This is a genomic window from Companilactobacillus muriivasis (assembly GCF_036246245.1).
Taxonomy (GTDB): Bacteria; Bacillota; Bacilli; order Lactobacillales; family Lactobacillaceae; genus Companilactobacillus; species Companilactobacillus muriivasis.
Genome location: NZ_BTTQ01000008.1, coordinates 67,451 through 92,296, shown reverse-complemented (window position 1 = coordinate 92,296; position 24,846 = coordinate 67,451). Strand labels below are relative to the sequence as shown.

General features: G+C 35.3%; 25 protein-coding genes and 1 other RNA gene. 3 read left to right on the top strand and 23 right to left on the bottom strand.

From position 1 onward, the window contains the following. Positions 1-65: 65 nt before the first annotated feature. From AAA923_RS09760 to AAA923_RS09750, 3 genes are all read right to left on the bottom strand, one after another. Positions 66-341 carry a LasU family protein gene (locus AAA923_RS09760; protein WP_338216705.1) on the bottom strand — a complete coding sequence of 92 codons (276 nt, stop codon included), beginning with the start codon at positions 339-341 and terminating at the stop codon, positions 66-68. Between the two features lie 387 nt (positions 342-728). Then, a complete protein-coding gene (locus tag AAA923_RS09755; protein ID WP_338216703.1) occupies positions 729-3,053 on the bottom strand; it encodes a UvrD-helicase domain-containing protein in 2,325 nt (774 codons plus the stop codon). Then, entirely contained in the window at positions 3,016-3,930 is a 915-nt protein-coding gene (locus tag AAA923_RS09750; protein WP_338216701.1) for a LysR family transcriptional regulator, read from the bottom strand. Before AAA923_RS09750 ends, AAA923_RS09755 begins: the two co-directional genes overlap by 38 nt. A 146-nt stretch (positions 3,931-4,076) precedes the next feature. Here AAA923_RS09750 and AAA923_RS09745 point away from each other — a divergent pair, with 146 nt between their 5' ends. Next, complete coding sequence (locus AAA923_RS09745; protein ID WP_338216699.1) at positions 4,077-4,868, top strand: HAD family hydrolase; 792 nt, start codon at positions 4,077-4,079, stop codon at positions 4,866-4,868. 68 nt (positions 4,869-4,936) lie between these two features. Here the strand turns inward: AAA923_RS09745 and AAA923_RS09740 are convergent, their stop codons facing one another. The 17 genes from AAA923_RS09740 to AAA923_RS09660 all read right to left on the bottom strand — a co-directional run bounded on the left by AAA923_RS09740 (position 4,937) and on the right by AAA923_RS09660 (position 20,874). Further along, positions 4,937-5,131: a PspC domain-containing protein gene (locus tag AAA923_RS09740; RefSeq protein WP_338216696.1), complete on the bottom strand. Its 195-nt coding sequence runs from the start codon at positions 5,129-5,131 to the stop codon at positions 4,937-4,939. 17 nt (positions 5,132-5,148) lie between these two features. Next, positions 5,149-5,334, bottom strand: a complete 186-nt coding sequence (locus AAA923_RS09735; RefSeq protein WP_338216694.1) for a PspC domain-containing protein — start codon at positions 5,332-5,334, stop codon at positions 5,149-5,151. Positions 5,335-5,414: 80 nt separating this feature from the next. After that, the gene (locus AAA923_RS09730) at positions 5,415-5,834 is read right to left on the bottom strand and encodes a hypothetical protein (protein ID WP_338216692.1); all 420 of its coding nucleotides are present in this window, start codon (positions 5,832-5,834) and stop codon (positions 5,415-5,417) included. A 75-nt stretch (positions 5,835-5,909) separates the two neighbouring features. Then, positions 5,910-6,728 carry a helix-turn-helix domain-containing protein gene (locus AAA923_RS09725; RefSeq protein ID WP_338216690.1) on the bottom strand — a complete coding sequence of 273 codons (819 nt, stop codon included), beginning with the start codon at positions 6,726-6,728 and terminating at the stop codon, positions 5,910-5,912. Positions 6,729-7,203: 475 nt separating this feature from the next. After that, positions 7,204-7,491: a hypothetical protein gene (locus AAA923_RS09720; protein ID WP_338216689.1), complete on the bottom strand. Its 288-nt coding sequence runs from the start codon at positions 7,489-7,491 to the stop codon at positions 7,204-7,206. Positions 7,492-7,526: 35 nt separating this feature from the next. Continuing rightward, positions 7,527-8,351: a MetQ/NlpA family ABC transporter substrate-binding protein gene (locus tag AAA923_RS09715; protein WP_338216688.1), complete on the bottom strand. Its 825-nt coding sequence runs from the start codon at positions 8,349-8,351 to the stop codon at positions 7,527-7,529. A gap of 154 nt (positions 8,352-8,505) precedes the next feature. Further along, positions 8,506-9,195: a methionine ABC transporter permease gene (locus tag AAA923_RS09710; protein WP_338216687.1), complete on the bottom strand. Its 690-nt coding sequence runs from the start codon at positions 9,193-9,195 to the stop codon at positions 8,506-8,508. Positions 9,196-9,198: 3 nt separating this feature from the next. After that, on the bottom strand, positions 9,199-10,257 hold the full coding sequence (locus AAA923_RS09705; protein WP_041499295.1) for a methionine ABC transporter ATP-binding protein: 1,059 nt from the start codon (positions 10,255-10,257) through the stop codon (positions 9,199-9,201). Positions 10,258-10,432: 175 nt separating this feature from the next. Next, on the bottom strand, positions 10,433-11,257 hold the full coding sequence (locus AAA923_RS09700; RefSeq protein WP_338216684.1) for a MetQ/NlpA family ABC transporter substrate-binding protein: 825 nt from the start codon (positions 11,255-11,257) through the stop codon (positions 10,433-10,435). A 1,073-nt stretch (positions 11,258-12,330) separates the two neighbouring features. Beyond that, a complete protein-coding gene (locus tag AAA923_RS09695) occupies positions 12,331-13,722 on the bottom strand; it encodes a glycoside hydrolase family 1 protein (RefSeq protein WP_338216682.1) in 1,392 nt (463 codons plus the stop codon). A 364-nt stretch (positions 13,723-14,086) separates the two neighbouring features. Beyond that, entirely contained in the window at positions 14,087-14,956 is an 870-nt protein-coding gene (locus AAA923_RS09690) for an ROK family protein (RefSeq protein WP_338216680.1), read from the bottom strand. Position 14,957: 1 nt separating this feature from the next. Continuing rightward, the gene (locus AAA923_RS09685) at positions 14,958-16,451 is read right to left on the bottom strand and encodes a sialate O-acetylesterase (protein ID WP_338216678.1); all 1,494 of its coding nucleotides are present in this window, start codon (positions 16,449-16,451) and stop codon (positions 14,958-14,960) included. 4 nt (positions 16,452-16,455) lie between these two features. After that, a complete protein-coding gene (locus AAA923_RS09680) occupies positions 16,456-16,785 on the bottom strand; it encodes a PTS lactose/cellobiose transporter subunit IIA (RefSeq protein WP_041499300.1) in 330 nt (109 codons plus the stop codon). Between the two features lie 133 nt (positions 16,786-16,918). After that, entirely contained in the window at positions 16,919-18,319 is a 1,401-nt protein-coding gene (locus AAA923_RS09675; RefSeq protein WP_338216675.1) for a PTS sugar transporter subunit IIC, read from the bottom strand. 1 nt (position 18,320) lies between these two features. Continuing rightward, on the bottom strand, positions 18,321-18,629 hold the full coding sequence (locus AAA923_RS09670; protein WP_041499302.1) for a PTS sugar transporter subunit IIB: 309 nt from the start codon (positions 18,627-18,629) through the stop codon (positions 18,321-18,323). A 150-nt stretch (positions 18,630-18,779) separates the two neighbouring features. Beyond that, positions 18,780-19,478, bottom strand: a complete 699-nt coding sequence (locus AAA923_RS09665; protein ID WP_338216671.1) for a GntR family transcriptional regulator — start codon at positions 19,476-19,478, stop codon at positions 18,780-18,782. A gap of 724 nt (positions 19,479-20,202) precedes the next feature. Continuing rightward, entirely contained in the window at positions 20,203-20,874 is a 672-nt protein-coding gene (locus AAA923_RS09660) for a DPBB and LysM peptidoglycan-binding domain-containing protein (RefSeq protein WP_338216669.1), read from the bottom strand. A 205-nt stretch (positions 20,875-21,079) separates the two neighbouring features. On the opposite strand from AAA923_RS09660, the gene AAA923_RS09655 reads away from it, so the two are divergent. Further along, positions 21,080-21,682, top strand: a complete 603-nt coding sequence (locus AAA923_RS09655; protein WP_338216667.1) for a YitT family protein — start codon at positions 21,080-21,082, stop codon at positions 21,680-21,682. A gap of 55 nt (positions 21,683-21,737) precedes the next feature. Here the strand turns inward: AAA923_RS09655 and AAA923_RS09650 are convergent, their stop codons facing one another. After that, on the bottom strand, positions 21,738-22,385 hold the full coding sequence (locus tag AAA923_RS09650; protein ID WP_338216666.1) for a DUF3862 domain-containing protein: 648 nt from the start codon (positions 22,383-22,385) through the stop codon (positions 21,738-21,740). A 142-nt stretch (positions 22,386-22,527) separates the two neighbouring features. On the opposite strand from AAA923_RS09650, the gene ssrA reads away from it, so the two are divergent. Beyond that, positions 22,528-22,893: a transfer-messenger RNA gene (ssrA, locus tag AAA923_RS09645) on the top strand. 406 nt (positions 22,894-23,299) lie between these two features. Here ssrA and AAA923_RS09640 read toward each other — a convergent pair. Both AAA923_RS09640 and AAA923_RS09635 read right to left on the bottom strand, forming a co-directional pair. Next, a complete protein-coding gene (locus AAA923_RS09640; protein ID WP_338216664.1) occupies positions 23,300-23,854 on the bottom strand; it encodes a GNAT family N-acetyltransferase in 555 nt (184 codons plus the stop codon). Between the two features lie 487 nt (positions 23,855-24,341). Continuing rightward, entirely contained in the window at positions 24,342-24,836 is a 495-nt protein-coding gene (locus AAA923_RS09635; RefSeq protein WP_338216662.1) for a hypothetical protein, read from the bottom strand. Between the last annotated feature and the right edge of the window lie 10 nt (positions 24,837-24,846).

The following is a 24,846-nucleotide window of genomic DNA, read 5'->3' as shown; positions in this document are numbered from 1 at the left end:
TATTTTATATTCAAATGTAATTTCATTCATGATCACTTGGATAATCAAGAGCAACTAAAGTTCTACTACATAGAAAACATAGCGGCAACTAACGAGATAACCCAAACTGCAATCATATAACCATAAAATATTTTATTTTGTTTTTTATACTTAGGATTCCGTGTTGAACTTATCATTGCTTCAATAAACGATATTACTGGAATATAAAAACTCAAACCAGCGACACCAATAACAAACGGTGTACCCCAAGCTCCACCACTCATGTGCAATGACAAACTGTAGAGATAAATTGCTATCAAAATAATAGTTGGAATTATTTCAATAATACGACGAATTTTCATTACGTTCCCCCATCTTTTATACATAACTAAAGTACAGTACTCGTTAAATATAACTTACAATACGCCTAGTACCAGTTGATGGCCTACTATAAATATTCCACAGCCTAAATTCAAATATTTTCACACTCAACTAATAACGAATAATTAGTCGGAAGAGCTGGGAAATATTTGTGTGCCGTGGTAGTGGTATAAGTACGGAAGTAATCTTCCGTACTTATACCACCGGGCGTGTTTGGAGACTCGACGAACTGTGTCGAGGCTTCAAACCGAGGTTCGAAACCGCACTTCGGCTCGGACCGGTCCGCACAGCTTGAGAATATTTTCCAGCTCTTCCGACGGCATACTTAATTAGCGTATTTGGTATATACAACTATCATACTCTAATAATTATTTTTTTGGTTTCTTCTTTGGCAACTTTAATTCAAACAACAATGGGTTCGAATCTGGAGCAATCCGCAATGACAGCTCTTGTTGTGCCCGCGTTACACCAACGTAGAGCAAGCGGCGTTCCTCTTCGATAAAAGCTGAGTAATTTTCAACTTCTTTATAGAAAGTATGAAACATGGCATATTCCTTGGATTTTTCCAAAGTTTTATCCATATTAACGGGATTAAAAGCATTATTATTCGTAATTTCTTTATAGTTGTCGATATGAGCAGCCTGCAACGCGTGCTCCAAAAATTCAAAACTGCGATTATATATATATTTCCACTGTTTAACAAACTGAGCCATTGTCATTTCCGGTGGGAACCAATTGTTCAATACCACTCCGGCACGCTCAACCTCTTTGTCAGTCAAACCATAAAGATAAACATACTTGAACTCCAAGCCTTTAGCTTGATGCAATGACAAAAATTGAATCCGATGTTGCTGTTTATCCTGCTCCACCCGATTCGAAAGAATATCCTTCTTATGCTCTTCATCAAAGAAGAAATCATCAATATTTTTGTATTCGTCTAATTCATCTTCCAAATACTTTTTAATATCATTCACTTCAACCTTCGACATAAAGTTCTTTTCTTCCATAAAGTCAAAATATCTATCAGTCAATTTTGTTGCCGCAGTGTACAAATCTTTAATTAGACTCTTGGATAACTTCTGTCGAGTTTCATCATTATCAGCTTCATCCATGCGAGTCTTAAAACGTTTGATACTGTTGAAATACATCTGAACCCGCTCATCAGTCCGTTTATATGGTGTATTTGTTTCGGCGTTATAGGCTTCAGCTGCTAACAAATATTTACTTAATTTATTGAACTCATCATCAACTCGTTTTTCAACCTTGGTCGTATGATCTTTATAAGCTCGAAATCCAATTCGGTTGGCCTGACTACTGAAATACTTATATTTATCCTGCCAAAGTGCCTTCATCAATTCAGTTATAATTCGATAAATCAAATTATTTTGGAGAATGGCACCTGAATTATTAATATTAGCGTAAATTTTTTGGTTAGCTAGCCAGTCCGCTAAAAGCATTCTTGACGAGTTATAACGTACTAAAATAGCAATATCATTATTGTTAATTTCTGGATCATTAACTTGTTTTACAAGGCGCTTCAACATTTTTGACCCACCACTGAAACCAGATTTCTTACTACTATAAAGTACAAATTTACCAACATCAGGACGGCCTGACAGCAACTCTTTATCCAAACGAACATGATTCTGTTTAATCAAAGGAATAACTCGTTTCAGAATTTTCTCCCCCGTACGATAATTAGTCGACAAATTCAGCTTCTGAGCATCCGGCAACAATTGTTTATAATTCAAGATATACTGTGGATTACTACCTCTAAATGAGTAAATACTCTGGTCATCATCACCAATTACAATCAGATGTTGCATCGTTTCGGGACTCAATAACTTGGAAATAATCTCCCACTGCAAGTTATCAATATCCTGAAACTCATCGATTACGGCAATCTTATATCGAGCCATAATACGTTGGTAATACTGCAAATACCGCGGATCATTCATACTTTCCAATAACAATAATTTCATATCGTTAAAGTCAATATAACCATTGCGGCGCTTGAGTTCTTGATACTTATTAATGACATCCAAATAGTCAGCGTAGAAATCATCATCGTGATTTTGACGTGAGTACTCTGACATAACTTTAATTGATTCACGTAAAGGCTTATCTTCCGTTACAGTCGGCAAAACGCCATTGGTTGTCAATCCCTGATTAATCATATAATCGTTGAGATCAAACATTTCTCCCAACATTTCAGCCTTCGTTATAACGTTACTAGGATGCTTAATTTGATCAGATAAATCACGCATAAACAAGCGATAACTAGTCAAAACTTGAGACCGTTGATACTCAGGATTTTGTCTTAATAATTGATAGAATAAAGCATGAAAAGTTGTGAAATTCGGACGTCCAACGGGAAACTCTAACCCTGTATCAGACAACTCTTTAACAAATTTATCAAAACGTTCACCCATATCTACTCGGGATTTATGTGAAAAGGTTATTCCTAATATTTCGTCTGGAGCGGCGTTACCCTTAGCAACAGCAATCAGCGCCATCAAAATAAAGATAGTCGTCTTACCTGACCCAGCACATGCATTAACTAATAACGGTCTCATAAAATCATTATTTAAAATTTTTATTTGTTCAGCGGAGAACTTCATATTTAGACCTGACTCCATCAGATCAATTATTTCTTTAGTTGATAATTCTTGAATCGTCTCGTCCCCCATCATTTCCAACCTGCTTTTGAATATAATTCCAAAAGAGATTATTTGCTTTCGAATGTTGTCCTTTAACTCTTATAAAACACAATTTATTGGTAATATTAGCCGTCAAAGGTACAATGGCAACTGATTTATTTGCAAATTGCTTGGCAGTCTTAGCTGTCATCACCGATACACCCATATTATTTTGAACCATTTGCATGATCAAGTCCACACGTGTGCCCTCATAAACAATATTAGGGTTGAACCCAGCCTGCTGACAAAGCTCTAAAACTGGCAAATAAAGATTAGTCGAATTACCTAAAATTAAAAATTTTTCAGTCTTTAAATCAGCTAAATCTAATTTATCTTGAGTGGCTAAAACATGTCCCTGTGGTAAAACAGCCACGAATTTATCATTCTCCATGACAATCCGTTCCAATTTTGGATCATCAAATTTAAAAGTCCGTGCAAAAATCACTTCACATTTACCAGCTTTCAAAGAAGTTATTAAATTGTAACTTTCTTCCTCTTTAAGCTGCATTTGGACATCTGGATAGTCGCTTAAAAATTGACCAATTAAGCTAAAGCTTTGATAACTTGGCATCGTCGGAATCGTATGCATTTCAATGGTCATATTTTGAGCAGCTTGATAATCGTCTAATTTAACAGTTAATTGTTCATAATCATGTAAAATATTTTGTGCATATGGAAGGATTAATTTGCCCTGTTCAGTCAGTTCAATCTTTCGATGCGCTCGTTTAAATAAGGAAACATTTAAGCCCTTTTCAAGAGCTAATATTTGTTTGGATATATTTCCCTGAGTCGTGAAAAGATTCTCAGCTGTTTCAGTATAATTGAGTGTTTTTGATAAATCGACAAAAACCTTAAACTTATTTAAATCCACAGTGATCTTCCTTTCTTGAAACTAAACTTACAGGAATTAATTGTAGCATGAATCTCTAAACATTCTGTTGAAATATCCGCTTTATAAACGTAAGGTTAAGTTACGTTATTAAAATCTCTATTATTCATTATTCAGGAGGATTGGCTTTGAACGATATTAAATTGATTGCGACCGACATTGACGGTACACTTTTTGACACTGAACACAATTATGATGTAAAGCGTTTGAATAATTATTTAAATTTATTACATCAAAGGAATATTAAGTTTGCCATTGCCAGTGGTAACAATTACGACCACTTAGAAAGAATTTTTAAAAAGAGTCCAGACATTGATGCTTTTATTGCCGAAAATGGTTCACAAATCATTTCACATCAAGAAACTTTGTATGAAAAGCTAGTTCCAAAAGAATTAGTGAACGATATGATTAAAACTTTAACAAATGAATTAGACCTCAAGGCAATTTCGCTTTCTGGTAAAAAAGCAAGTTACTCAGAATCTAAGGAAAATCAGCCACTCTACCACATCAATAATCTTGAAGTTGTCCCCGACCTTACAAAAGTTGACGATGAAATATTCAAATTTAACATTCAATTGCAACACGATGATCTAGATGCAGCTGTCCAATTATTAAACCAAAAATACGGCAACAAAATTTATGCGGCTGTTAGCGGTTTCGGCAGCATCGACATCATGAGTAATAACGTCAATAAGAGCCTAGGATTGCAACATCTTTCTGAAGGACTAAACCTATCTTTGGAAAACGTCATGTCCTTTGGCGACAATACCAATGATTTGGAATTGCTTGAAGAATCTGGTATTAGCTACGCCATGAAAAATGCTAAACCATCAGTCCTCAAAGCGGCTGACCATATTACTAAAGATGACAACGATCACGATGGAGTTTTAAATACCATCGGTGAATTTTTCCAACTATAAAATAAATAGCCATAGTAATCTGAAAATACAGATTATTATGGCTTTTATTATTTAACAATTTATTTTAATTAAGCTTCGTCAGGTTTTTCCATCAATAACAATAGAATCAAGTAAACGATAATTCCGGGAAACATTGGTGTCAAACTGAGTACCACGTAAAGTACTCGGCCAATAGCTGGATTCCAGTCATATTGCTCACATAAGCCGGCAATAACTCCACCTAAAATTTGATTGTCTTTCGATCTCTTTATTGGAATATGCATTATCTTAACCTCTATTATTAATCAGGATTTTCCATTAACATCCAGAGTACCAAGTAGCCTATGATACCTGGGAATGGTGTCAAACATAGAATTACCCACAAAACCCTAGCGATAGTTGGATTCCATTGAAAATGTTCTGCCAATCCACCAATCACACCAGCAAAAACATAGTTACTTCTCGAACGTCTAATTGAAATATGCATAAGCTACTCCTCCTCTTTATCTTTATTTACATAATAAGTTATTCCGTACAAATAGTACATAGAATTCGCTTACAACAAACTTACATTTTTGTCACTTGAAGTTCCAACAAACTTTTTAAAACATGTAAGTTTTGGTTAAAAGCATTTTTAACGATTGGGGCGAACAAAGCCAATGGTAATTTCAAATCGTTAGTTGGATAAAGTTGCTCCGTAATTCTAGTAAAACCGGACTCTTCACTCAATTCGAAAACAAGTTGATACTCCATTTTTCCAGTGGTACTTTGAAAAATAATTTCATTATTATCTTGTTTAACTTCAATAATTTCATCTTTATTCAAAGCATCAACATCCCGATGAATCGTATAAGTACGTTCACCGACTTCTTTAATATTTCCAATCGCCCAATTCCACTTCAAAAAATTTGGTACTTCCACTAAAAACTTTTTAACAATATTTTTATCAGCCTTAATCAGGATTTCATTTTCAAATAATCTTTTCATGATTGTTTCTCCCTTAATTTGATAAGGCAATCATATGAAAAAATGGGCTTAATTAAAAATCAGTATCCTGATATTTTAGAAATCTTTGAAAATTTGTTCTCCATATAATTCTGAGAATAAATCTTTTCGTTGATTAGCTTCCAAACGTTCGTCATCATTGTGGGCCTCTTGCGCCAAACGAGCCATCAAGAAATAACAATTTGCCAACATATAATGTGAATTATGCTTAGCGATAAAAGCAATCCCATCAACCAAATAAGCCGTTGAATTCTGATAATCGTTCAATTTGAAATAAATTAAAGCTGCTAAATAATAAATAATATTTTGATTTTCGTCATAAGCAAATTCATTCCAATTACGAAATGCAAGATCAATGTTGTCGACCGCCCCAGTTTTATTATTCTGCAAAACGTCAATCACGCCCATTGCCAAATAAGCCAATCGAGAAATTGTATTTAGATGTAAATGATTTACTTCTGCCAAAGATAATCTGAATGAACTCAACCCAGCATCTAACGAACCAGTTTGTAATTGAGCTACCCCGAGATAGTAATAATAAGCCTGCATTTGTTGTGAAGTTTCCAAAGAATCTGTCACAGCATCCTGTTCCAAGAATTCTAATAATTTTTGATATTGGTGAGTATTGCACAGCTTATCCACTGTTTCATTGAAATCACTATGACCACTAATACTATAATTGGCAGCCAAACTAATTTCATTTAGATCGACCTCTAATTTTTTTGCTAAATTGACCAACAGATTAGCATTGGGAATATAAACATCATTCTCAATTGCTGACAACATTGACTGGGCACAGACACCTTCGGCCAATTCTTTTTGTGTTAAACCTTTTTCTTTACGTAATTCTTTTAAGACAGCCCCTAAGTTTTTCATATGCAATCCCTGACTTCTCTATTTAATAACCTACTTCAATTCTAAGGTAAAAATAAAATAAATGCATAGAAAAGGAATTGTTTTCATATTTATTTATAAACTTAATAATTTAGAATGCAGTGTTTATTAAACATTCCGTCTCCAGAGCTGGGAAATATTCTCAAGCTGTACGGGACGGTCCAAGCCAAAATGCGGTCTCGAGCCTCGGTTTGAAGCCTTTACACAGTTCGTCAAGTCTCCAAACACGCCCGGTGATATAAGTACGGGAGATTCCTCTCGTACTTATACCACTACCACGGCACACAAATATTTCCCAGCTTCTCCGACTGACTGATCGGTTTTAATTGAATATAATAATATTCAATTGCTTTATGTTCAACTCATTTTATATACTGAAATATAATCTATACGAATATCTACAATGAATTAATTCCATAAAAAGAGACAATCCCAAATTGGATTGCCCTCTATAAAATTAAAGTTCCTGTGAAATTTTTACTACTGGAGTTGTTATTCGCGTCGTAAATGTTGCAGCTGGATTTAAAGGTTGTAATGTTAAAACAGCTGGTTTTCCGACTTCGATCTTAAAATCATTTAAAACTTCTATATCTTCCGAATCCTTTCGTAACTCTCGCCCTCGTAATTCATCACGTGTCCTATTTAGGACGACCTTTGAATCGGAAATTGTGATTCGATAAATTGATCTACTCATTGTTGTGAAGGTATATGTTCCCTTGGGAAAATCAAATTCCAATGTCTGCATGAATATGCTCCTCAATTTTCTTGAATTGATAGTTTTTATTGTAAAACTTTATATGTCCAAGCTGCTTTTTCATAACCGTGGAATTCTTTCTTAACAACGTCAGCGACTTCTGGTGTGTGGTAGGCTTTAACAATTTTCTTAAAGGTTGGATTATTTTTATCCTTGGCATTAGCTGACATAATGTTGACATAAGGCTTAGACTTGGCAGTAATCTTTTCACGATAGACAGCATTTTGAGGATTCAACTTAGCATCACTGGCAACCCCACTGTTAACACATGCGGCGGTTACATCATCAAGTGATTTGGCAGTTTGTCCGGCATCTAATGATGAAAGTTTGATACCAACTTTGTTCTCGGTAATGTCACGCAAACTTGGAATCTTGGCATTATCAAGTTTGATCAAACCAGCGCTCTCTAGTAATTGTAGTGCTCGACCTTCGTTAGTAACATCGTTGGGAATAGCGACTTTATCGCCTTTTTTCAATTGATTAATATTCTTAATCTTCTTGGAAAAGAGTGACATTGGCGCAATTACGGTAGTCCCCATGGTAACGATATTCGTCTTGTGCTTCTTATTCCAATCGCTTTGGAACGTAAATGTTTGAAAGTCATTCATATCAATTTCTCCGTTAGCCAATGCGGTATTTGGTTGACTATAATCGGAAAACTCGACAATCTTAATGTTAATTCCATCCTTTTTAACAATCTGAGCAACTTTCTCCAGCTCAGGATCATTGGCACCAGTAATACCAATTTTCACTGTCTTGCCAGATGCGCTCTTTCCGCCGCAACCAGCTAAAATAAATAAACTAAGTGTGGTAATGAATATTAAAAATATTCCCTTAATTCGACTCTTCATGATTTTCCTCCTCAATTTGAAAAGGCGCTTCTATCAGGCAATGTTTGCCAAATAGAAGCGCCTTTTTTGACGCGGTATTTATAAGCAAACTTTTTCATATCTACTTTTCAAAATACCTATTAATTTAATTACTATTGTGGTAGTTGTAATTAAATTAATGTTCTAACTTACGAACTGCTAAATCTCCCAGTCCCTGAATAACGAAAACTAATACTAAAATGAATAACATGGAAACAATGGTAACGTCATTTTCAAATCGTTGGTATCCGACTGAAATAGCCATGTTACCAAGTCCACCACCACCGACAGCACCGGCCATGGCTGTTAAACCAATCAAACTAATAATTGTCAAAGTCCCGGAACGGATCAATTCTGGCAATCCTTCACGAAGATATACTCTAAAGATAATCTTCATTGGTGACAAACCGATGGCCTCAGCAGCTTCAATGACACCAGGGTCAACTTCAACTAATGCCAATTGAACTTGTCTAGCAAAGAATGGTGCAGTACCGATAACCAATGGTACCAAAGCACCAGTAGGTCCGATTGTTTGGCCGACAATCAACTTAGTGAACGGTCCGATAACCGCTAGCAAGATGATAAATGGAATTGATCTGAATAGGTTGACCAATTTATCTAGCCAATAGTAGAAATTCTTATGTGGTGTGATACCGTCTTTAGCTGTGACGACCAAGAGAATTCCTAAGATAATACCGATAATACCAGCAAATAATGCACTGACAAAAGTCATATAAAGTGTTTGCCAGATTGCGGTAACGAAACCATTATCGCCTTCCCAGTTAGCGACAACATTAGGTAAAAACTTATTTATTAATCCTGCCATGAGTTATTTGCCTTCTTTCTTTAAATCAATTTCTTTAACATTAACGTTTAAACCATTTAAATATTGAATTGCTTGTTCAACCTTGTCATCATCACCTGTTAAAGCGAAAAGCATGATACCAACGGTAGTTCCTTGCAATCTTTCAATGTTACTAAAGAGAATATTGGCTTCAACTTCAAAACGTTTGTACAATCCAACGACGATTGGTTCATTGGTAGAATCACCGATATAGTTAAGTTCAATCAAACGTCCTGAAAGTTTGTCAACGATTCCACTATCACGAATTTCGTCCAATACTGAACCAATATGAGTTGAAGTATTAACAAAATCCTTTGTCAATTGTTCTTTAGGTTGACCGAAAATTGATAATAAATCGCCCTCTTCAATCAAACGACCATTTTCCATGACGGATACGCGGTTACAAATCTGTTTAATAGCGTCCATTTCGTGGGTAATGATAACAATTGTAATTCCAAGTTCTTTATTCAAACGACCAAGTAGATCCAAAATTTCTGTGGTAGTCTTTGGATCCAAAGCACTGGTAGCTTCATCGGAAATTAGAATTTCAGGGTCATTAGCAAGTGCACGAGCAATCGCAACACGTTGTTTTTGACCACCAGATAGTTGTGAAGGATAGTTGTTAGCGCGGTCAGATAGACCAACAATATCCAATAGACGGTCGATTTTTTGCTTACGTTCTGCCTTACTCAATCCGGAATCACGTAGTGGAAAATCAACGTTTCCATAAACGGTCAAGGAATTCATTAAATTAAAATGTTGGAAAATCATCCCAATATTACGACGTGCTTTACGTAAATCTTTTTGACTTAATTCGAGCATGTTTTGGTTATTAACAATAACTGATCCAGCAGTTGGCTGTTGCAATAAGTTAATTACACGAACCAACGTACTTTTACCAGCACCAGAGTAACCAATTACCCCGAAAACGTCGCCTTTCTTAACATCAATTGAAACATCTTTAACAGCTTCAATCGTCTTACCTTCATTTTGAAAGGTAACGTCAATATTCTTAAGCTGAATTATCCCATTTTGTTCTGCCATTTAATAATTACTCCCTTAACTTAAAATCTTCGAATCGTGATAGTTTGTGTTTGACTAAACGATCCCCAAATCATAAAGTCATGTGGCACTCCGTTTATTTAAATATTACCCTTAATTCCATCTAAAACTATATTACGTAAAATTTTAAAAAGAAACTTTATTTCCTATATTAATACTAAAGTTTTGCGTTCCATGCTGGAATTTCGTTTCCGCCGTAAACTTTCTTGATTTCCTTTTCAACATCTTTTGTTTGGAAAGCTTTAACAACTTTCTTGTATGTCTTGTTGTCCTTGTTCTTCTTTTGAGCAACGATGATGTTGATCCAAGGAATTGAGTTCTTGTTGATTTTTTCTGTTACAACGGCTTTCTTAGGGTTCAATTTAGCATCGTTAGCAACGTTACCATTAACAACTGCGGCATCAACGTCGTCTAATGAACGGGCTGTTTGTGCGGCATCAAGTGTTGTGAACTTCAAGTTTAGTTTGTTTTCCTTAATATCTTTTGTTGAAGGTAATGTCTTGCTGTCGTCAAGCTTTAGTAAACCATTGTATTCTAGCAATTGTAATGCACGGGCTTCATTTGAAGCATCGTTAGGAATGGCAATCTTAGCACCATTCTTTAGTTCGCTAAGTTTAGTGATCTTATGTGAATAAAGAGCCATTGGTTGGATAACTGTCTTACCAATTGAAACTAAGTCTGTCTTGTGTGCTTTGTTCCAAGCGTTCAAGAAATCTGTATGTTGATAAGCGTTGATATCAACTTCCCCTTGAACCAAGGCTGTATTTGGTTGGTTGTAATCGTTGAATTGAACAATCTTCAAATCGATTCCTTCACTCTTAACATTCTTTTGAACAACTTTCCAAATTGGAGCATCTGAAGGATTAATCCCTACTTTAACTGTTTGTGTCTTGCTTTGGTTACCACAACCAGCTAGTACAAAAATAAATAATGCTGTGAAGGCTAATAAAATAACCTTGCCAAATTTCTTAAATTTACTCATATCTTTCTCCCACCTTAACTAATACTTAATCGACTAAAAAATATCTATAGAAACAAAAAAAGCCGCTCCTAAACTGAACATCTCTGTCCAATGTTAGAAGCGACTCCTCGCGGTACCATTCTAATTCGGAATAAGTTTACACTCATCCCCTTTACAACATACAAAAGCTCTATATGCGTGTACTGTAAAGGGTACCAACCATTGCATCTTTATCCGAAGATTCAGCGCACCAATCACGGGTCATTTTCATTCAAGTCGTTGCCCTCATCTCAGCAAACAGAGGTTTTCTGTACAAACGGGATTGAATTACTTCCCCCGATCAAATTGTTTAATAAATATCTTTTGTTAATCGTTGGTTAGATAATACAATCTAATTTTTGAAATGTCAATCAATAAAAATAAGTTTTTTCAGTGAGTTTTCTAATTTTTAATTTATATGCCAAGTAGTATTTATAACATGATATTGAAAGAAATACTGTTATTTCAATGGTTTATTAAGTTTGCTGTTACGCCTTTTATAAGGCTACACCAATATATTTTTATAAATAAAAAGTTTTTAAATATCTTTTTCATTTACAGATTTACATTAGTTAAATTAGAATTTTATTAATGTGGGCCGTCTCCGGTTGAGAGATAGTCCGCTTGCTGTGAGACCGGTTCGAGCCAAGGTCTCTCACCTCGATTTTGAGCTTCGCAAAGTACGCGAATCTCAAAATACGTCTGTGCTGTAAGAACGGCTTCGCCGTCCTAACACCACTGTCACTGCTAGTGGACTATCTCTCAACCTCCGACTAGAATATCTGAATTTAATTTAATCATCAAAGATTCTTAAGCTCCAATGAACTCCTACTATATTTCAACAAAGAAAGGGACTGCCTAAACTATAAGGAAGCCCCTTTCTGTATTCATCTATTAAATCAAATATCAAAATTAATTGTAATACGCATGGTACTAGTTGATAACCTTTTACAAATATTACCGATTATTTAGTCGGAAGAGCTGGGAAATATTTTCCAGCTCTGAAGACGGCATATTTAACTAGCACCACACGTATTGTAATATCTTTTCAATAACTAAAATCCATTGTTTTCACTTAACTTCGCATACCATTGGCCAGACTTTTTAATCGTCTTAGTCTGCGTATGAATATCATTTCTAATCAATCCATAACGGTTACGATAAGCATTTTTCCATGACCAGCAATCGATTCCGGTCCAAACAAAGTAACCCTGACAGTTGGAACCTGCCTCGATACCACGATGCAATTCCGTCAAATGATCTTTAATAAATTTAATCCGGTAATCATCTTGAACAACGCCTTTGTCATCTAAATAACGCTCTTCACGTGACACACCCATACCATTTTCAGATACGAACCATGGCAAATTGCCGTAGTTATCACGAATATTGATGGCAATATCATAAAGTGTCTTAGGATAAATTTCCCATCCCTTATCAACATTCATGACACGTCCAGGCATCTCGTAATTGTCGAAATAAATGTCAGGCATCCAATCTTGCAAACTATCTGGCGAAACACTTGGACGCATGACACGTTCTGGGTGATAGAAGTTAACTCCCAATACATCAATTGTATTATCAGCAATTATCTTCAATTCCTCTGGTGTGCTGTCGAATAAAACATTAGCATCGTCCAAAATTTTAACCAATTTTTCTGGGAAATGACCTTTAACAGCGGGATCCAAGTACATGTTATCGTCCCAAAGTGTTGCAAATTCGGCAGCAGCAACATCTTCTGGATCATTAGTTGCCGGATATGCAGGTGTTAAATTCAAAATGGTACCAATTTTGGCATCCGAATTATTCTCTTTACGCCACTTCTTAAATCTAGCAACGGCCTTAGCTGAAGCTAAATTGATATTATAAGCAACCTGGACAGCCGCTGGACCATCAACCTTCAATGGATAATGGAATTGATACAAATACTCACCATCCAAAATTACCTTTGGTTCATTGAATGTAAACCAATTTTTAACTTTACTGCCAAATAATTCGAAACATTTTTGAGCATAGTCAGCAAACAAATCAGTCACGTGCTTTGATTCCCAACCACCGTATTTCTTATATAAATCGATTGGCAAATCAAAATGGAATAAATTGATATAAGGTTCAATACCGTTATCTAATAGGCAATCAATGACGTTGTTATAAAATTCTACTCCGTCTTGATCAACGATTCCCTTGTCGACATCTGCCATCAATCTAGTCCATTGAATTGACGTACGCAACGAACGGATGCCAGATTTTGCCATCAATGGGATGTCTTTTTTGTAATCATTATAAAAGTTTGAAGCTGTATCTGGACCTACTCCATCATAGAAAGCATCTGGATCTTTTTCATACCAATAATCAAAGACATTTTGATTTGGCTTGTGAAAGTTACCTTCAGATTGAGGGCCAGACGTTGCAGCACCCCATGCGAAATCTTTTGGAAATTTAAGCATTATTTTATCTCCTTAATTACAAAGAAAGGCTCAAGTGACATGCGGTGCCCCTTGAACCATCCTTTCCATTTTTAAATAAAATTCTCTATAAAGTCTAAAGATAATATTTTATACAACCGTTGTCATGATAATCCCAGTAATAATTCATTTAAACAATGAACTAGTTGGAAGAGCTGAGAGTATTCATCAGCAGCGATAGTGGCGTTATGGCTTTAGCCATTACACCACCGGGCGTGTTGGAGACTTTCCGGTCTGTAGAAAAGCTTCAACCGAGGTTCGAGACCGCACTGTGGCTCGAACGTACCGTGCAGCAGATGAATACTCTCAGCTCTGGAAACGGCATACTTCAATAAACCCTTAACTCTTATTTTTGTTGATTAAAATTGACTAAAGCACCGCGCAAGTTGGCTTCATCCGTATAATGACAAGCAACAACTTGAGGCTTTATCGATGCAATCTCAACTATTTTTCTAATTTTTTCAATTTCTTTATTAACCGCTGGAATCAAATCAGGATTATTGGAAACTGCTCCGCCAAGTACAACTAATTCGGGATCAAAACTATATTGCAAATTGTAAATACTCTTAGCCAAGGCGTAATACATTGTGTGTACTTCTTTTTGAGCACGTTCATCGCCTTGTTTAGCTAAATCGAATACTTCTTTACCTGAATATTTTGAAACAGGTTTCGAATTAATATTGTATCTATTAGCAACATTTACCGAAGTTCCCAAATTGCTGAGTGTATTTTCATTATCCGATAGCATGTATCCAAACTCGCCACCGAATAAATGTGCACCATGCCAAATTTTATGATCAATAATTACTGAACCACCGACACCGGTTCCAACAATTAAGAAGACCAAACTATCGACATCTTTACCGGCTCCAGAATCCAATTCAGCAAGAGCTGCACAATTAGCATCATTTTCAATACTTACCGGCAATCCAAATTTTTCTTCCAATGCCTGTTGAATCTTGAAATTATGAATATAAGGAATCGCTGACGCACCCTCAATTACACCAGTTTTCTTATTAACAGCACCTGGTGAGCTAATTCCGACACCCACGATTTGATACTGCTTCATTTTTTCTACTTGATCAGTCAGAACATTGTAAAATTCTCCTAATGTTGAAGGCGTTGGTACTGGTTTTAATTTTTTTAATTCATTATCTTTCCATACGGCAAACTTGATAGAAGTTCCACCGATATCAATCAATCCTAAATTTTTCATACTAGCCTCTGCCTACTTTCATTTCGAACGGTGACAACGGTGCCCCGTACTCATTAAATATCGTGCATTTAGGAAAATTCTTATACTCATATCTGATCTCAATTGCGTGTTCAGCATTTGGAATCATCACTGTATTGCCTTGGGTATATACTTCTTGCTCGATCCACCCCTGATTATTTCTGATCGAAACATAGGCGTTTCCTCTAGCGCTTAACATCGAAGCATTTTTGACAAATAGTAGCAAGCCATTATCAGCAATTTCTTGTTTATAAACTGTTGGCGTATCGCTATATTGAATGCCTGATATAATCTCTCCCAGACGTGTTCCGGCAATCCGTTTTGATTCAGGATGAATATTGTGCATATCGCCCGTATCAGAAATTGAAACTAAGTGAACATCATTAATTGTTTGGGATACATCCAACTGACTTTGGCGAATCATTGGCCATGCATCCTTTGGTTCATCAAAATATCCTGGAAGTTGAACAATATAAAATGGCAATGAAGTATTTTCAAACAATTGTCTCCAGCTAATGATCAATCCGCGTAATAACTTCTTATAAACTCCAGGATTTGGAGCATCATTTTCACCTTGATACCAGACAACTTCATTGAAAGGATAGTTTTTAACCTTTTCAATCATTGTGTGATACAAGCCATTTGGTCTTAAGAATGACGTTGGTGTCATTGGAGGTGGCCATGGTGTGTGTCCAACTTTATCTTTGGCATCACTTAGTGAAACCTCGGGATACTTTTTGGTAAAGGCACTCAATTTAGTATTGTGATCCTCAACCGCGGCATTATAAACAGCGAACTCTTCTTTAAAATCAGCTGCAGTTTTACCATCAATTGCTTCGTGGAATGGTTTGATGAATGTGTCTACTAATTCTTTATCACTCTGCAAAACAGACTCTGGTACCCAAGATGACGCTGATGTACCGCCTTTATAACAGTCAACAATTCCAATTACTTGGTCCGGATAAATTTGCTTGAGACGCTTCAACATCCAGTAACCAACTGCTGATAACCTGCCCACAGTTGTATCCTTGACCAATTTCCAAGCAGGAATTGGCAAATCATCTGGCAAAGTTTGCTTCTCATCACGATACTCAAGTTTGGGAACATTGTAGTAATAAGCATCTTTAAAATTAATATCCTTTAGTTGATCCTGATATTCACAATCATTTTGAAATTCATATTCAATATTAGATTGACCTGTCAGAAGAATGACTTGCCCTGTTTTAATATTGTTAACAACTATTTCTTCATCCAAGTTTTGAACCTTCAGAGTTGTTTCAATATTACTTTCAATTGGAGCAACTTTAATCAGCCAATTGCCATCAGTATCAGAGGTTGTACGCAAAACTTGATTGTCTATTTCTGCATAAACTTCGGTATTTCTAACGGCTGTCCCACTGATTTTAAAGGCTTTATTAGCTGGTATGACCATATTATTTGAATATAGTGGATCAAGTTCTAATACTTCAGTTGCCATAAAATCATTCCTTAGCCTTAAGAGTATTTAGTTCTTCGTGTAAATTAATAACCTTTTCAGCTACTGTCATCATAATATCTGCTGAAATAAAGTGGTCTTGTGAGTGAATCAACATAATTGATTTCTCAACCTTTTCACCGTTCATTTCATCGGTCATCCATTTAGTTTGAATATTATGTGCTTCGTGCAAAGTCTTGTGTGCAACCTTTAATTTTTCTCTTGCACCATCGATATCACCAGTTTCAGCAATAGTCATAGCTTCAACACATTGTGATTTTGCAGTACCGGCAACTGAGATCAACTCCATTGCTCTTTTTAATTGTTTTTCATCCAAGATATTTTTTCTCCTTTGCCGTTTTTTTATTTAATCAGAATAATAATAAAATCATTTATATTAACAAATTAATCGGAAGAGATGAGAATCTTTACCCGCATAGCAGGTAAATGTTCTCATCTCTGGAGACGGTTTATGCTTCTGCAGTTACAGCAGCGTTTTCCATTTCTTTGTCAGGATTATCAGGGTTTAATCTGTTATCCATCTTAATGAATGGGATGTAAATTGCTGTTGTAATTGCAACGATAACTGCTTGTACAATCAATCCATTAATAGATCCTGTGTACAATAGTCCAGATAGCAATGTTGGTACTGTCCATGGAACGTTGTTAACAATAGGTCCGATAAAGCCAATCTTTGTAAAGAATAGTCCGATGTAGAATGCCAATGGTTGTGCAACTAGCCATGGAATGAAGTACAAAGGATTCAAGATAATTGGTAGACCGAATGTAACAGGTTCTGAAATATTAAAGATAGCAGGCATTAAAGCAATCTTGGAAACTTTCTTTGCAGCAAGTCTCTTTGAAAATAGCATCAATGCTAGAACTGGTGATACTGAACATGATCCAGCAGCAACAGTTGAGAAGTTCATGAACAATGTTGAATAAATGTGATGTGCTTGGCCTAACATGTTTTGTGTATCATTGATATTCCATGTTAATCCAAAGATAGGTCCCCAAATTGATGTTGGGTGAATACCAAACCATTGAAGTAAACTCCATGTAGTTTGTGATACAAAGGCAAATAATCCTGTACCAGAAATAGCAAGAGCTGGCTTTTGCAAAGCTGTTAGTAATAGTTCTGGCATTGTTTCACCAGTTAATGTTGTACTGATACCTGTAAGAATAATGAAGACACCCATTGTAATAACACCGGGAATCAATGACTCGAAACTACGAGCAACAGCAGGTGGAACTGAATCTGGCATCTTGATAGTAAAGTTCTTTTCAAGAACCTTGTTGTAGATCCAAACTGAAAATCCGGAAATCAATAGTGCAGCGAAAACACCTTTTGTTCCAAAGAATGTAGTATCCATGTAATTTAGAACATCGATAGCTTTCTTAGAACCATCTGGTGTGTATTGGAATTTCCAAGGCATACAGATGAAGAATGCACCTAAAGCATAAAGAACTGAAGTCATGTGTTCCTTACTCTTTGGGAAGTACTTACGTGAAAATGTGTGTGAAAAAATAACTACAAGTAGAATAGCGAAAGTATTTAGAGAACCATTAGAAACTAATCCAATCAAGTTCCCAGTCGTTGTTAATCCATTAAATAAGCCTGATGCGGCCCAAGCTTTCCAAGAACCGCTGATTAATTTACCAAGTCCCAATCCTTGTTGACCAAAGATAAGTCCATTAGTAGGATCGATGAAAACATTTTGAATCATGATAGCGAATCCAGCAATCATTGAAGTTGCGGCAACAATGATGAAGGAATCACGTAATGTTAGAAGCAATTTGTTCGCAGCAATTTTACCAGCAGTCTTGGTAAATTCCATCTGGAACTTTTGCCAACCTTTTCCCTTTGCCATATTAATCTATTCCTTTCTCTTTCAATACATCAACTAGAACTTGACCATCCATACTACCAAATTGTTGCATTGTTAGAAGAATAACCTTTGTGTTTGGGTGACCCTTTTTAGTTTGATCAAAAGCCCAACCAATTTGTGGTGCTAGTAGAATGACATCGGCATCATCGCCAACTTCATCAACCATACCAAAGTCATATGCATCAACCTTTACATCTTTCCCCTCGGCATCATATACCTTTTGCATTTTGGCACCGATAAGACTTGTTGAAAATCCACCGCTACAGAAAATAGCAATCTTTAATTGTTTCATAATTGAAACCCCCTTCGTTTTTGTTAACGGTTACATTATAAGTTCATTTATAATTCTGTGTCAATACAAAATATTAATTTGTTATAACAAATTATTTGAAACAGTAAAAAAAGACAATAGAATTATCAATTAAATGATAATTCTATTGTCTTAGATTGATTCATGGATTGAAAACTTCGATGCTCGTATGTATGTATATGAATATTCGAAGATCTGTCCATTACTTAAAAAGGAGCGCTGTTCCATTGTTATCAAGGGTTCTGGCTTATCCAGTCCAAGTTTTTCAGTAACTTGCTCATCAGATATTTCACTTGAAATAGTTCTAATTGCAGAATCAATTTTTAAATCCAATTCTTTATCTACAAAATCATAAATAGAACCTTTTAGTGAATCCATCTGCATTCCTTGGATGATTTTCACTGGCATAAAGGTCCGTTGTAACGCTATAACAGTGTCTTTATCCTTAATCAAACGCTCTATTCCGTAAGTAAAATCAAATTTATTAATGTTCAACTGGCCCATAACGCTGCCAGTGGGCTTATCAACGCCGAACTTTAATAGATCAACTTGATACTTATTGAAATCAAATATTTCTAAAGATTTTTTACCATGACTGAAGCCTGTGTTAGCTTGATTGTCTTTGACAAAAGTCCCTGAACCCTGGATTCTATATATCAACCCTTCCTCTACTAGGATGTCCAGTGCCTTCCTAACGGTGATTCTACTGACATTCAGAGAACTTGCAATTGCAGTTTCTTGAGGTAATTGTTCATTGATTTGATATTCTTTTTCCAGGATTTGTTGTCGTAAATGATTTGCTACCACCACATATTTGGGTGTTTCCTTCATAAAATTCCCTCCGACATCATCCTTTGACGTCTAGAATTTGTTATAACCAATGTTCTAGGTGTCTTTCACATTATAGCGTAATTCCTTAAATACTTATACACTAATTCATATTATCAATATTAACTCATTTTTCAAATGATATATATCAAAAGAACAATGATAATGTAAATTTGAGCACATAATTTATAAAAATTGTATAGTAGAAACGCGTGGTGCTAGTCAAGTATGCCGTCTCCAGAGCTGGGAAATATTCTCAAGCTGTGCGGAACGGCCCGAGCCAAAATACGGTCTCGAACCTCGGTTTGAAGCCTTGACACAGTTCGTCAAGTCTCCAAACACGTCCGGTGGAATAAGTACGGAAGATTCCTTCCGTACTTATTCCACTACCACGGCACACAAATATTTCCCAGCTCCTCCGACTAATTAATCATTATTAGTTGAATGTGAAAGCATTCAAACAATTTTAGACTATGAAATATTTGTACTAGGTTATCAACTAGCACCATGCGTAAGTAGAACTATTTTTGTAAGCGCTTAACTTGTTCTTAATTAATAATACACTTCTTTTAAGCTAGTAACTGAAGCCCTGTTTATAAGAAGTCTGATGTGCCTGTACTCGTAACATCTTCGATTCTGAAAGCAGTCCAAAACGACAAAAAGGTCCTCTAAATTAATAGAGAACCTTTTTTTGCAATTGTCTGTTCCACGTACATCTTACTCTAAATTATGATAAAACTTCAACTGAAGCTGTAGTTACACCATATGAAGGGATTGATGAACTAGGCATAGCAACGTCTAATTGTTGTGAATTTGAGTTAGCAAATGTTCCTGTATCATTAACTGTTCTGTACAATACAGTTCCATCAGCCAATGTAATCTTCAATTGTGTACCCTTAGGGAATACTGAAAGATTTGCGGCAACACCACTATAACCCATGTTTGAACCTAAAACTGATGGATCATAGAAAGAAATCTTGAATGTTCCTTGTGATGTACCTGTTGTACTTGTTGATTGTGTTGTAGCTTGTGAAGTTGTGTCTGTTGTTTGTTGTGTTTGTGTATTTGCACTTGTAGTATCTGTTGAGGTTGCTGTTGTAGCAGCTTGTGTATCAGCAGATGTGTCAGTTGTTGTATTTGCGGTTGTAGTTGTAGCGCCAGGTAATGTAACTGTTTCTCCTGGGAAGATTAAGTCAAATCCGCCAACTTCACGTCCATTAGCTTGTTCTAGAGCAGAAATACTAATTCCGTTAGCTTCGGCGATACTCTTGTAAGAATCCCCTTTTTCAACTGTAACTGTATTGCCATTTGTTACGGCAGCTTGTGCTGTATTTGTTGATGCTAAGATTCCTGTTAAAGCCATTGCACTTACTAAAGCGATAGATAAAACTTTTTTCATAAATTAATTACATCCTTAATGTTTAAAATTTAATTTCTCTCAATTGCTATGGTGCTATACTAACAGGCCTATATTACATGACGACAACCTCAGAGTTACATTTTCAGGATTTTATGTAATCTTAGTAATGCTAATGAAATATTAGTATTAAAGGTATTTAAAACTTTTATTGTCATGAAGGTATGTTCATGCTATAGTTATATATATGAAGAATAAGAAAAAGAGATTGTCCGCAAAACTACTAATAATGTTAGTCGCTTTGGAACTTATCGCATTTAGTCTAAATATGTTCTTCGAGCCGCACAGTATAGCAGCCGGTGGAGCTACCGGAATTGCTATCTTGTTGCAAGCAGGATGGAAAATCCCAACATTCATCTCGGTTCTTGTCATAAATATTGTGATGTTAGTACTGGCTTACTTACATTTAGATCGTCAAACAACGGTCAAATTAGCACTTGGAAGTTTCATGCTTCCATTGTTGTTATATATCACACCGGTTTACAATTTGATTCCCAACAGTCGTGTCATTTCTATAGTCGTTGGAAGTATTATTTTTGGGATTGGTTTAGCAATTTTATATACATTAAACATGTCGAGCGGTGGGACAACAGTTCCCCCAATGATCATCCATAAGAACTTCGGGGTCGACAAATATATCAGTTTATTCATCATTGATGCAATCGTCTGCTTAGGCAACATTGCTTTAACTGACATCTTCTCATTCCTCCTAGCTGTTATGTCAGTAGGAATTTCCAGTCTTTCAATTAAAGGCTTCGGAATCATACATGCCAGAAAATTGGCACAATAAAAGGCGCACATATCAAAGTATCGAATTTCGAGTATTTTGACATATGCACCTTTTTTTATTTCAAATTTTGCTGTTCTTTATTAATAATTTGATTATTGGAAATCTCAATTCTAATCATCGCATCGGATGCTTGGTCGATTTCTGACAAATCTGATTCATAGGTTAAAGTTTTTACGCCGTTAGTATCCGAATAATCATCTGGATCACCCAACGTATTAATAACTTTCTTGTAGCTATCGCCGACTTGCAATTTAGCCAAATCTTTGGAAGTTAACATTTTCTTACGGTCAATATCTAGACCTTGAATCGATTTGGATGTGGCTTTATCTTTTTCAACTGTAATTTGAATCGTCACATTCTGGTTATCGATCCCTTTCCAAATCAAAGTTGTAATTGGATTATTGACATCCAATTGTTGAGTTGTCGTTGGTTGACCCAACAATTCAATGAGTTCAACTTTACTGAAACCTTTTTTATTACCAGTTTTAATAGAATTATATTTATCAACTAATGAAGGATCAGAATCAATCTTTTTTTCAGTCAGATTCTTACTTTGACTAGTGGTAGCTTTATCAGCTTGGTCTTTATAGAAAGAAAAATTTGCGACGTATGTTGTGGCTGACACGATAATAAAGATTGAAAATATTATGACCCAGAACCAGTTTCTCCTGTAGAAAGGTTTGCTGTTATTTTCATCTATCATTTGCATACCTCCGTTCACACCAGTATTTTAACAATTTTTATGCCAACTAGCACCTCTAACGCACCAATATTTTTATAATAATTAAGTCATACAATTTGCTATATTATGGAAAATTAGCTATTATATTAAGGTGAACATTCATGGGGGTGTTCTGGATTCGACATGTGTAGTAGCGTGCAAGCTGCACTTAGGGTTTCGTGTCCCTCTAAAAACACACAGTTTATTATAACTGCAAAAAATAATAATTCTTACGCATTAGCTGCCTAAAAACAGTCTAATCGTGATCCATTCTAGTTTCGCCCAAGGGCTGGAAATGGGTCTCAAATTAATTGGGCTACGTTTAACCGTGCATTCTGAATAGTTAAAAAGAGATTACCGGAATAGTCACTGTGGTTAGCCTGGTTGTATGGCGTTCAGAGTGGCGAAACATTAAATGATACAACTATGAGTGTAGATGCTTGCATAGCATTATGCTTGGACAGGGGTTCAATTCCCCTCACCTCCATTTTGTAGATTTGAACCAGTTGTATCAGGCCTGTAAGCCTTGATATAACTGGTTTTTTGTTTTCTCAAAATTCATATAGTTTCATACTATTCCACTTGAATGGCATTCAAAATGGCAATCAAAAGTGCAATCAATTTAATAAAAAACAAAAGATGTGTGGGTGCAATGTAAAAGTTATGGAAAATAAAAAAAAACTAATTGTCATTAAGCTAGGTTCTTTCTTAAACTTGGTTGAAAAAATAAAAGAAGTTGTTTTCTACTTGATTATTGATCAAGAGGAAAACAACTTCTTTTTGACTATCTCCTAAGTGAAAATACAATTGTACTAAACCACGTCCAATATCTTTGTTAAAAATAATCTACTGATATTCATTCAGTAACCTTATTATCAAATGTAGGAAAGAATCTCTCAAATATCTACGCTATCACACATCTCTTCATAATTCATAACCATAATTGCACTTTTTAAATTCTGTTCTGATTCCCATGATTTTAAAAAGTTAAATCCACAATACTCATAAAAATCCATAGCATTGGTCAAAGCTTCCAGATATAAAACTTTAAATCCAATATTATATTTCATATCTGCCAAAATTAACCGTTCAATCATATTTTGCATCAAGGACATGCCAACGCCATTATTTTGATACTGTTCATCGACCGCAAAATATTGAATTTTTATTGCACTATATTCGGTCATTGTCTCTCTGGTCGCCGACTTTTCAAGCCCGTCGTCTCTATTATCTATGAGTAAAAGTGAAGCTGAGGTTGAATAAAAGCCAACAATATTATCATTGTTATTAACATATATCGTAGTAGCAAAAATGTTCTCTTGATCTAATCCGATAGCTTCATTTACAAAATAATCATTTATTCTGCTATCACCACAGTCGAATGATTTTAATGATTCTGTATTGTAAAATGATGTATTCAATCTTATGGCTTTTAACTCATTATTATTCAATTTTTAATTTATAATCCTATAATTAGATTTCACGTGACTCTTAATCTTATTTAAGCGTTCTTCTTTTTCTTTTGGGGTATATGATTTATTAATAATATTGTCCATTCTTTTTCTTTCAGATTCATTATTAACCACAATCTTTGTTCCAATTGACACAGTTGTCATAATCCTTTTCCCCTTTCTTTATTCAAAAAAACACATTTGAAAGATAGTCACAACATTATTTGAACAATGTGGATCCTGTTCTTTCTATTATCGTGTTCAAATAATAGCATTTTATAAAAACCGGTTCAATAATTAAATTCCAAAATAAAAAGTTTATTTGGCTTTAATGCTTGCTTATATTTGATTAAGAGCAATACCAAATTAAGTATTATCTAATTTGGATCTTTTGAATATAGAAATAGCACTCAATTTCATTGTTGAGTGCTAAAAATCCAATTCGTTTTTTCTTCATATTTTAAAATAACTTTTCACATAATATAGCTTACCGATTATACCCATCCCGAGGTGCCATCTGCTTAATAGTCTCCCCTTGATAAAGTAACTTCCCCAGATGATTTTCAGCAGTATCATCATACAAATAAACCATCGTAATACCATTATCAGTATTATCAACCCTGATATACTTAGCGTCAGAAGTCTTCCAAATATAAGTCATCCCTAATCCATCGACAAAAGCCGACTGATAAATACTACCGACATATTTCTGAATTGACTGGGAATCTTCCTGACCAAAAGCCTGTCCAACACCTTCTATATAACGTTCTTCTTCAGCTGGAGTTCGTTTATCCACAGCTTCTTTAGCAGGTTTCTTGTTAGCAACATTATTTCGAGGTTTTTTCTTTATCTGAGAAGTTTTAACATTATTATCCTTCGATGAAGATTTATTATTACCAACTAACAAAAATCCACCGACAGCAATTATCACAATAATAATCAGAAAAATAATCCATTTAAAAGACTGCTTATTATTTCCCATGTTTTTCCCC

Coding starts and splice junctions, on each gene's coding strand:
- AAA923_RS09760 (WP_338216705.1), bottom strand. CDS start 341: ATGAAAATTCGTCGTATTATTGAAATAATTCCAACTATTATTTTGATA.
- AAA923_RS09755 (WP_338216703.1), bottom strand. CDS start 3,053: ATGATGGGGGACGAGACGATTCAAGAATTATCAACTAAAGAAATAATT.
- AAA923_RS09740 (WP_338216696.1), bottom strand. CDS start 5,131: ATGCATATTCCAATAAAGAGATCGAAAGACAATCAAATTTTAGGTGGA.
- AAA923_RS09735 (WP_338216694.1), bottom strand. CDS start 5,334: ATGCATATTTCAATTAGACGTTCGAGAAGTAACTATGTTTTTGCTGGT.
- AAA923_RS09730 (WP_338216692.1), bottom strand. CDS start 5,834: ATGAAAAGATTATTTGAAAATGAAATCCTGATTAAGGCTGATAAAAAT.
- AAA923_RS09725 (WP_338216690.1), bottom strand. CDS start 6,728: ATGAAAAACTTAGGGGCTGTCTTAAAAGAATTACGTAAAGAAAAAGGT.
- AAA923_RS09720 (WP_338216689.1), bottom strand. CDS start 7,491: ATGCAGACATTGGAATTTGATTTTCCCAAGGGAACATATACCTTCACA.
- AAA923_RS09715 (WP_338216688.1), bottom strand. CDS start 8,351: ATGAAGAGTCGAATTAAGGGAATATTTTTAATATTCATTACCACACTT.
- AAA923_RS09710 (WP_338216687.1), bottom strand. CDS start 9,195: ATGGCAGGATTAATAAATAAGTTTTTACCTAATGTTGTCGCTAACTGG.
- AAA923_RS09705 (WP_041499295.1), bottom strand. CDS start 10,257: ATGGCAGAACAAAATGGGATAATTCAGCTTAAGAATATTGACGTTACC.
- AAA923_RS09700 (WP_338216684.1), bottom strand. CDS start 11,257: ATGAGTAAATTTAAGAAATTTGGCAAGGTTATTTTATTAGCCTTCACA.
- AAA923_RS09695 (WP_338216682.1), bottom strand. CDS start 13,722: ATGCTTAAATTTCCAAAAGATTTCGCATGGGGTGCTGCAACGTCTGGC.
- AAA923_RS09690 (WP_338216680.1), bottom strand. CDS start 14,956: ATGAAAAATTTAGGATTGATTGATATCGGTGGAACTTCTATCAAGTTT.
- AAA923_RS09685 (WP_338216678.1), bottom strand. CDS start 16,451: ATGGCAACTGAAGTATTAGAACTTGATCCACTATATTCAAATAATATG.
- AAA923_RS09675 (WP_338216675.1), bottom strand. CDS start 18,319: ATGGCAAAGGGAAAAGGTTGGCAAAAGTTCCAGATGGAATTTACCAAG.
- AAA923_RS09670 (WP_041499302.1), bottom strand. CDS start 18,629: ATGAAACAATTAAAGATTGCTATTTTCTGTAGCGGTGGATTTTCAACA.
- AAA923_RS09665 (WP_338216671.1), bottom strand. CDS start 19,478: ATGAAGGAAACACCCAAATATGTGGTGGTAGCAAATCATTTACGACAA.
- AAA923_RS09660 (WP_338216669.1), bottom strand. CDS start 20,874: ATGAAAAAAGTTTTATCTATCGCTTTAGTAAGTGCAATGGCTTTAACA.
- AAA923_RS09655 (WP_338216667.1), top strand. CDS start 21,080: ATGAAGAATAAGAAAAAGAGATTGTCCGCAAAACTACTAATAATGTTA.
- AAA923_RS09650 (WP_338216666.1), bottom strand. CDS start 22,385: ATGATAGATGAAAATAACAGCAAACCTTTCTACAGGAGAAACTGGTTC.
- AAA923_RS09635 (WP_338216662.1), bottom strand. CDS start 24,836: ATGGGAAATAATAAGCAGTCTTTTAAATGGATTATTTTTCTGATTATT.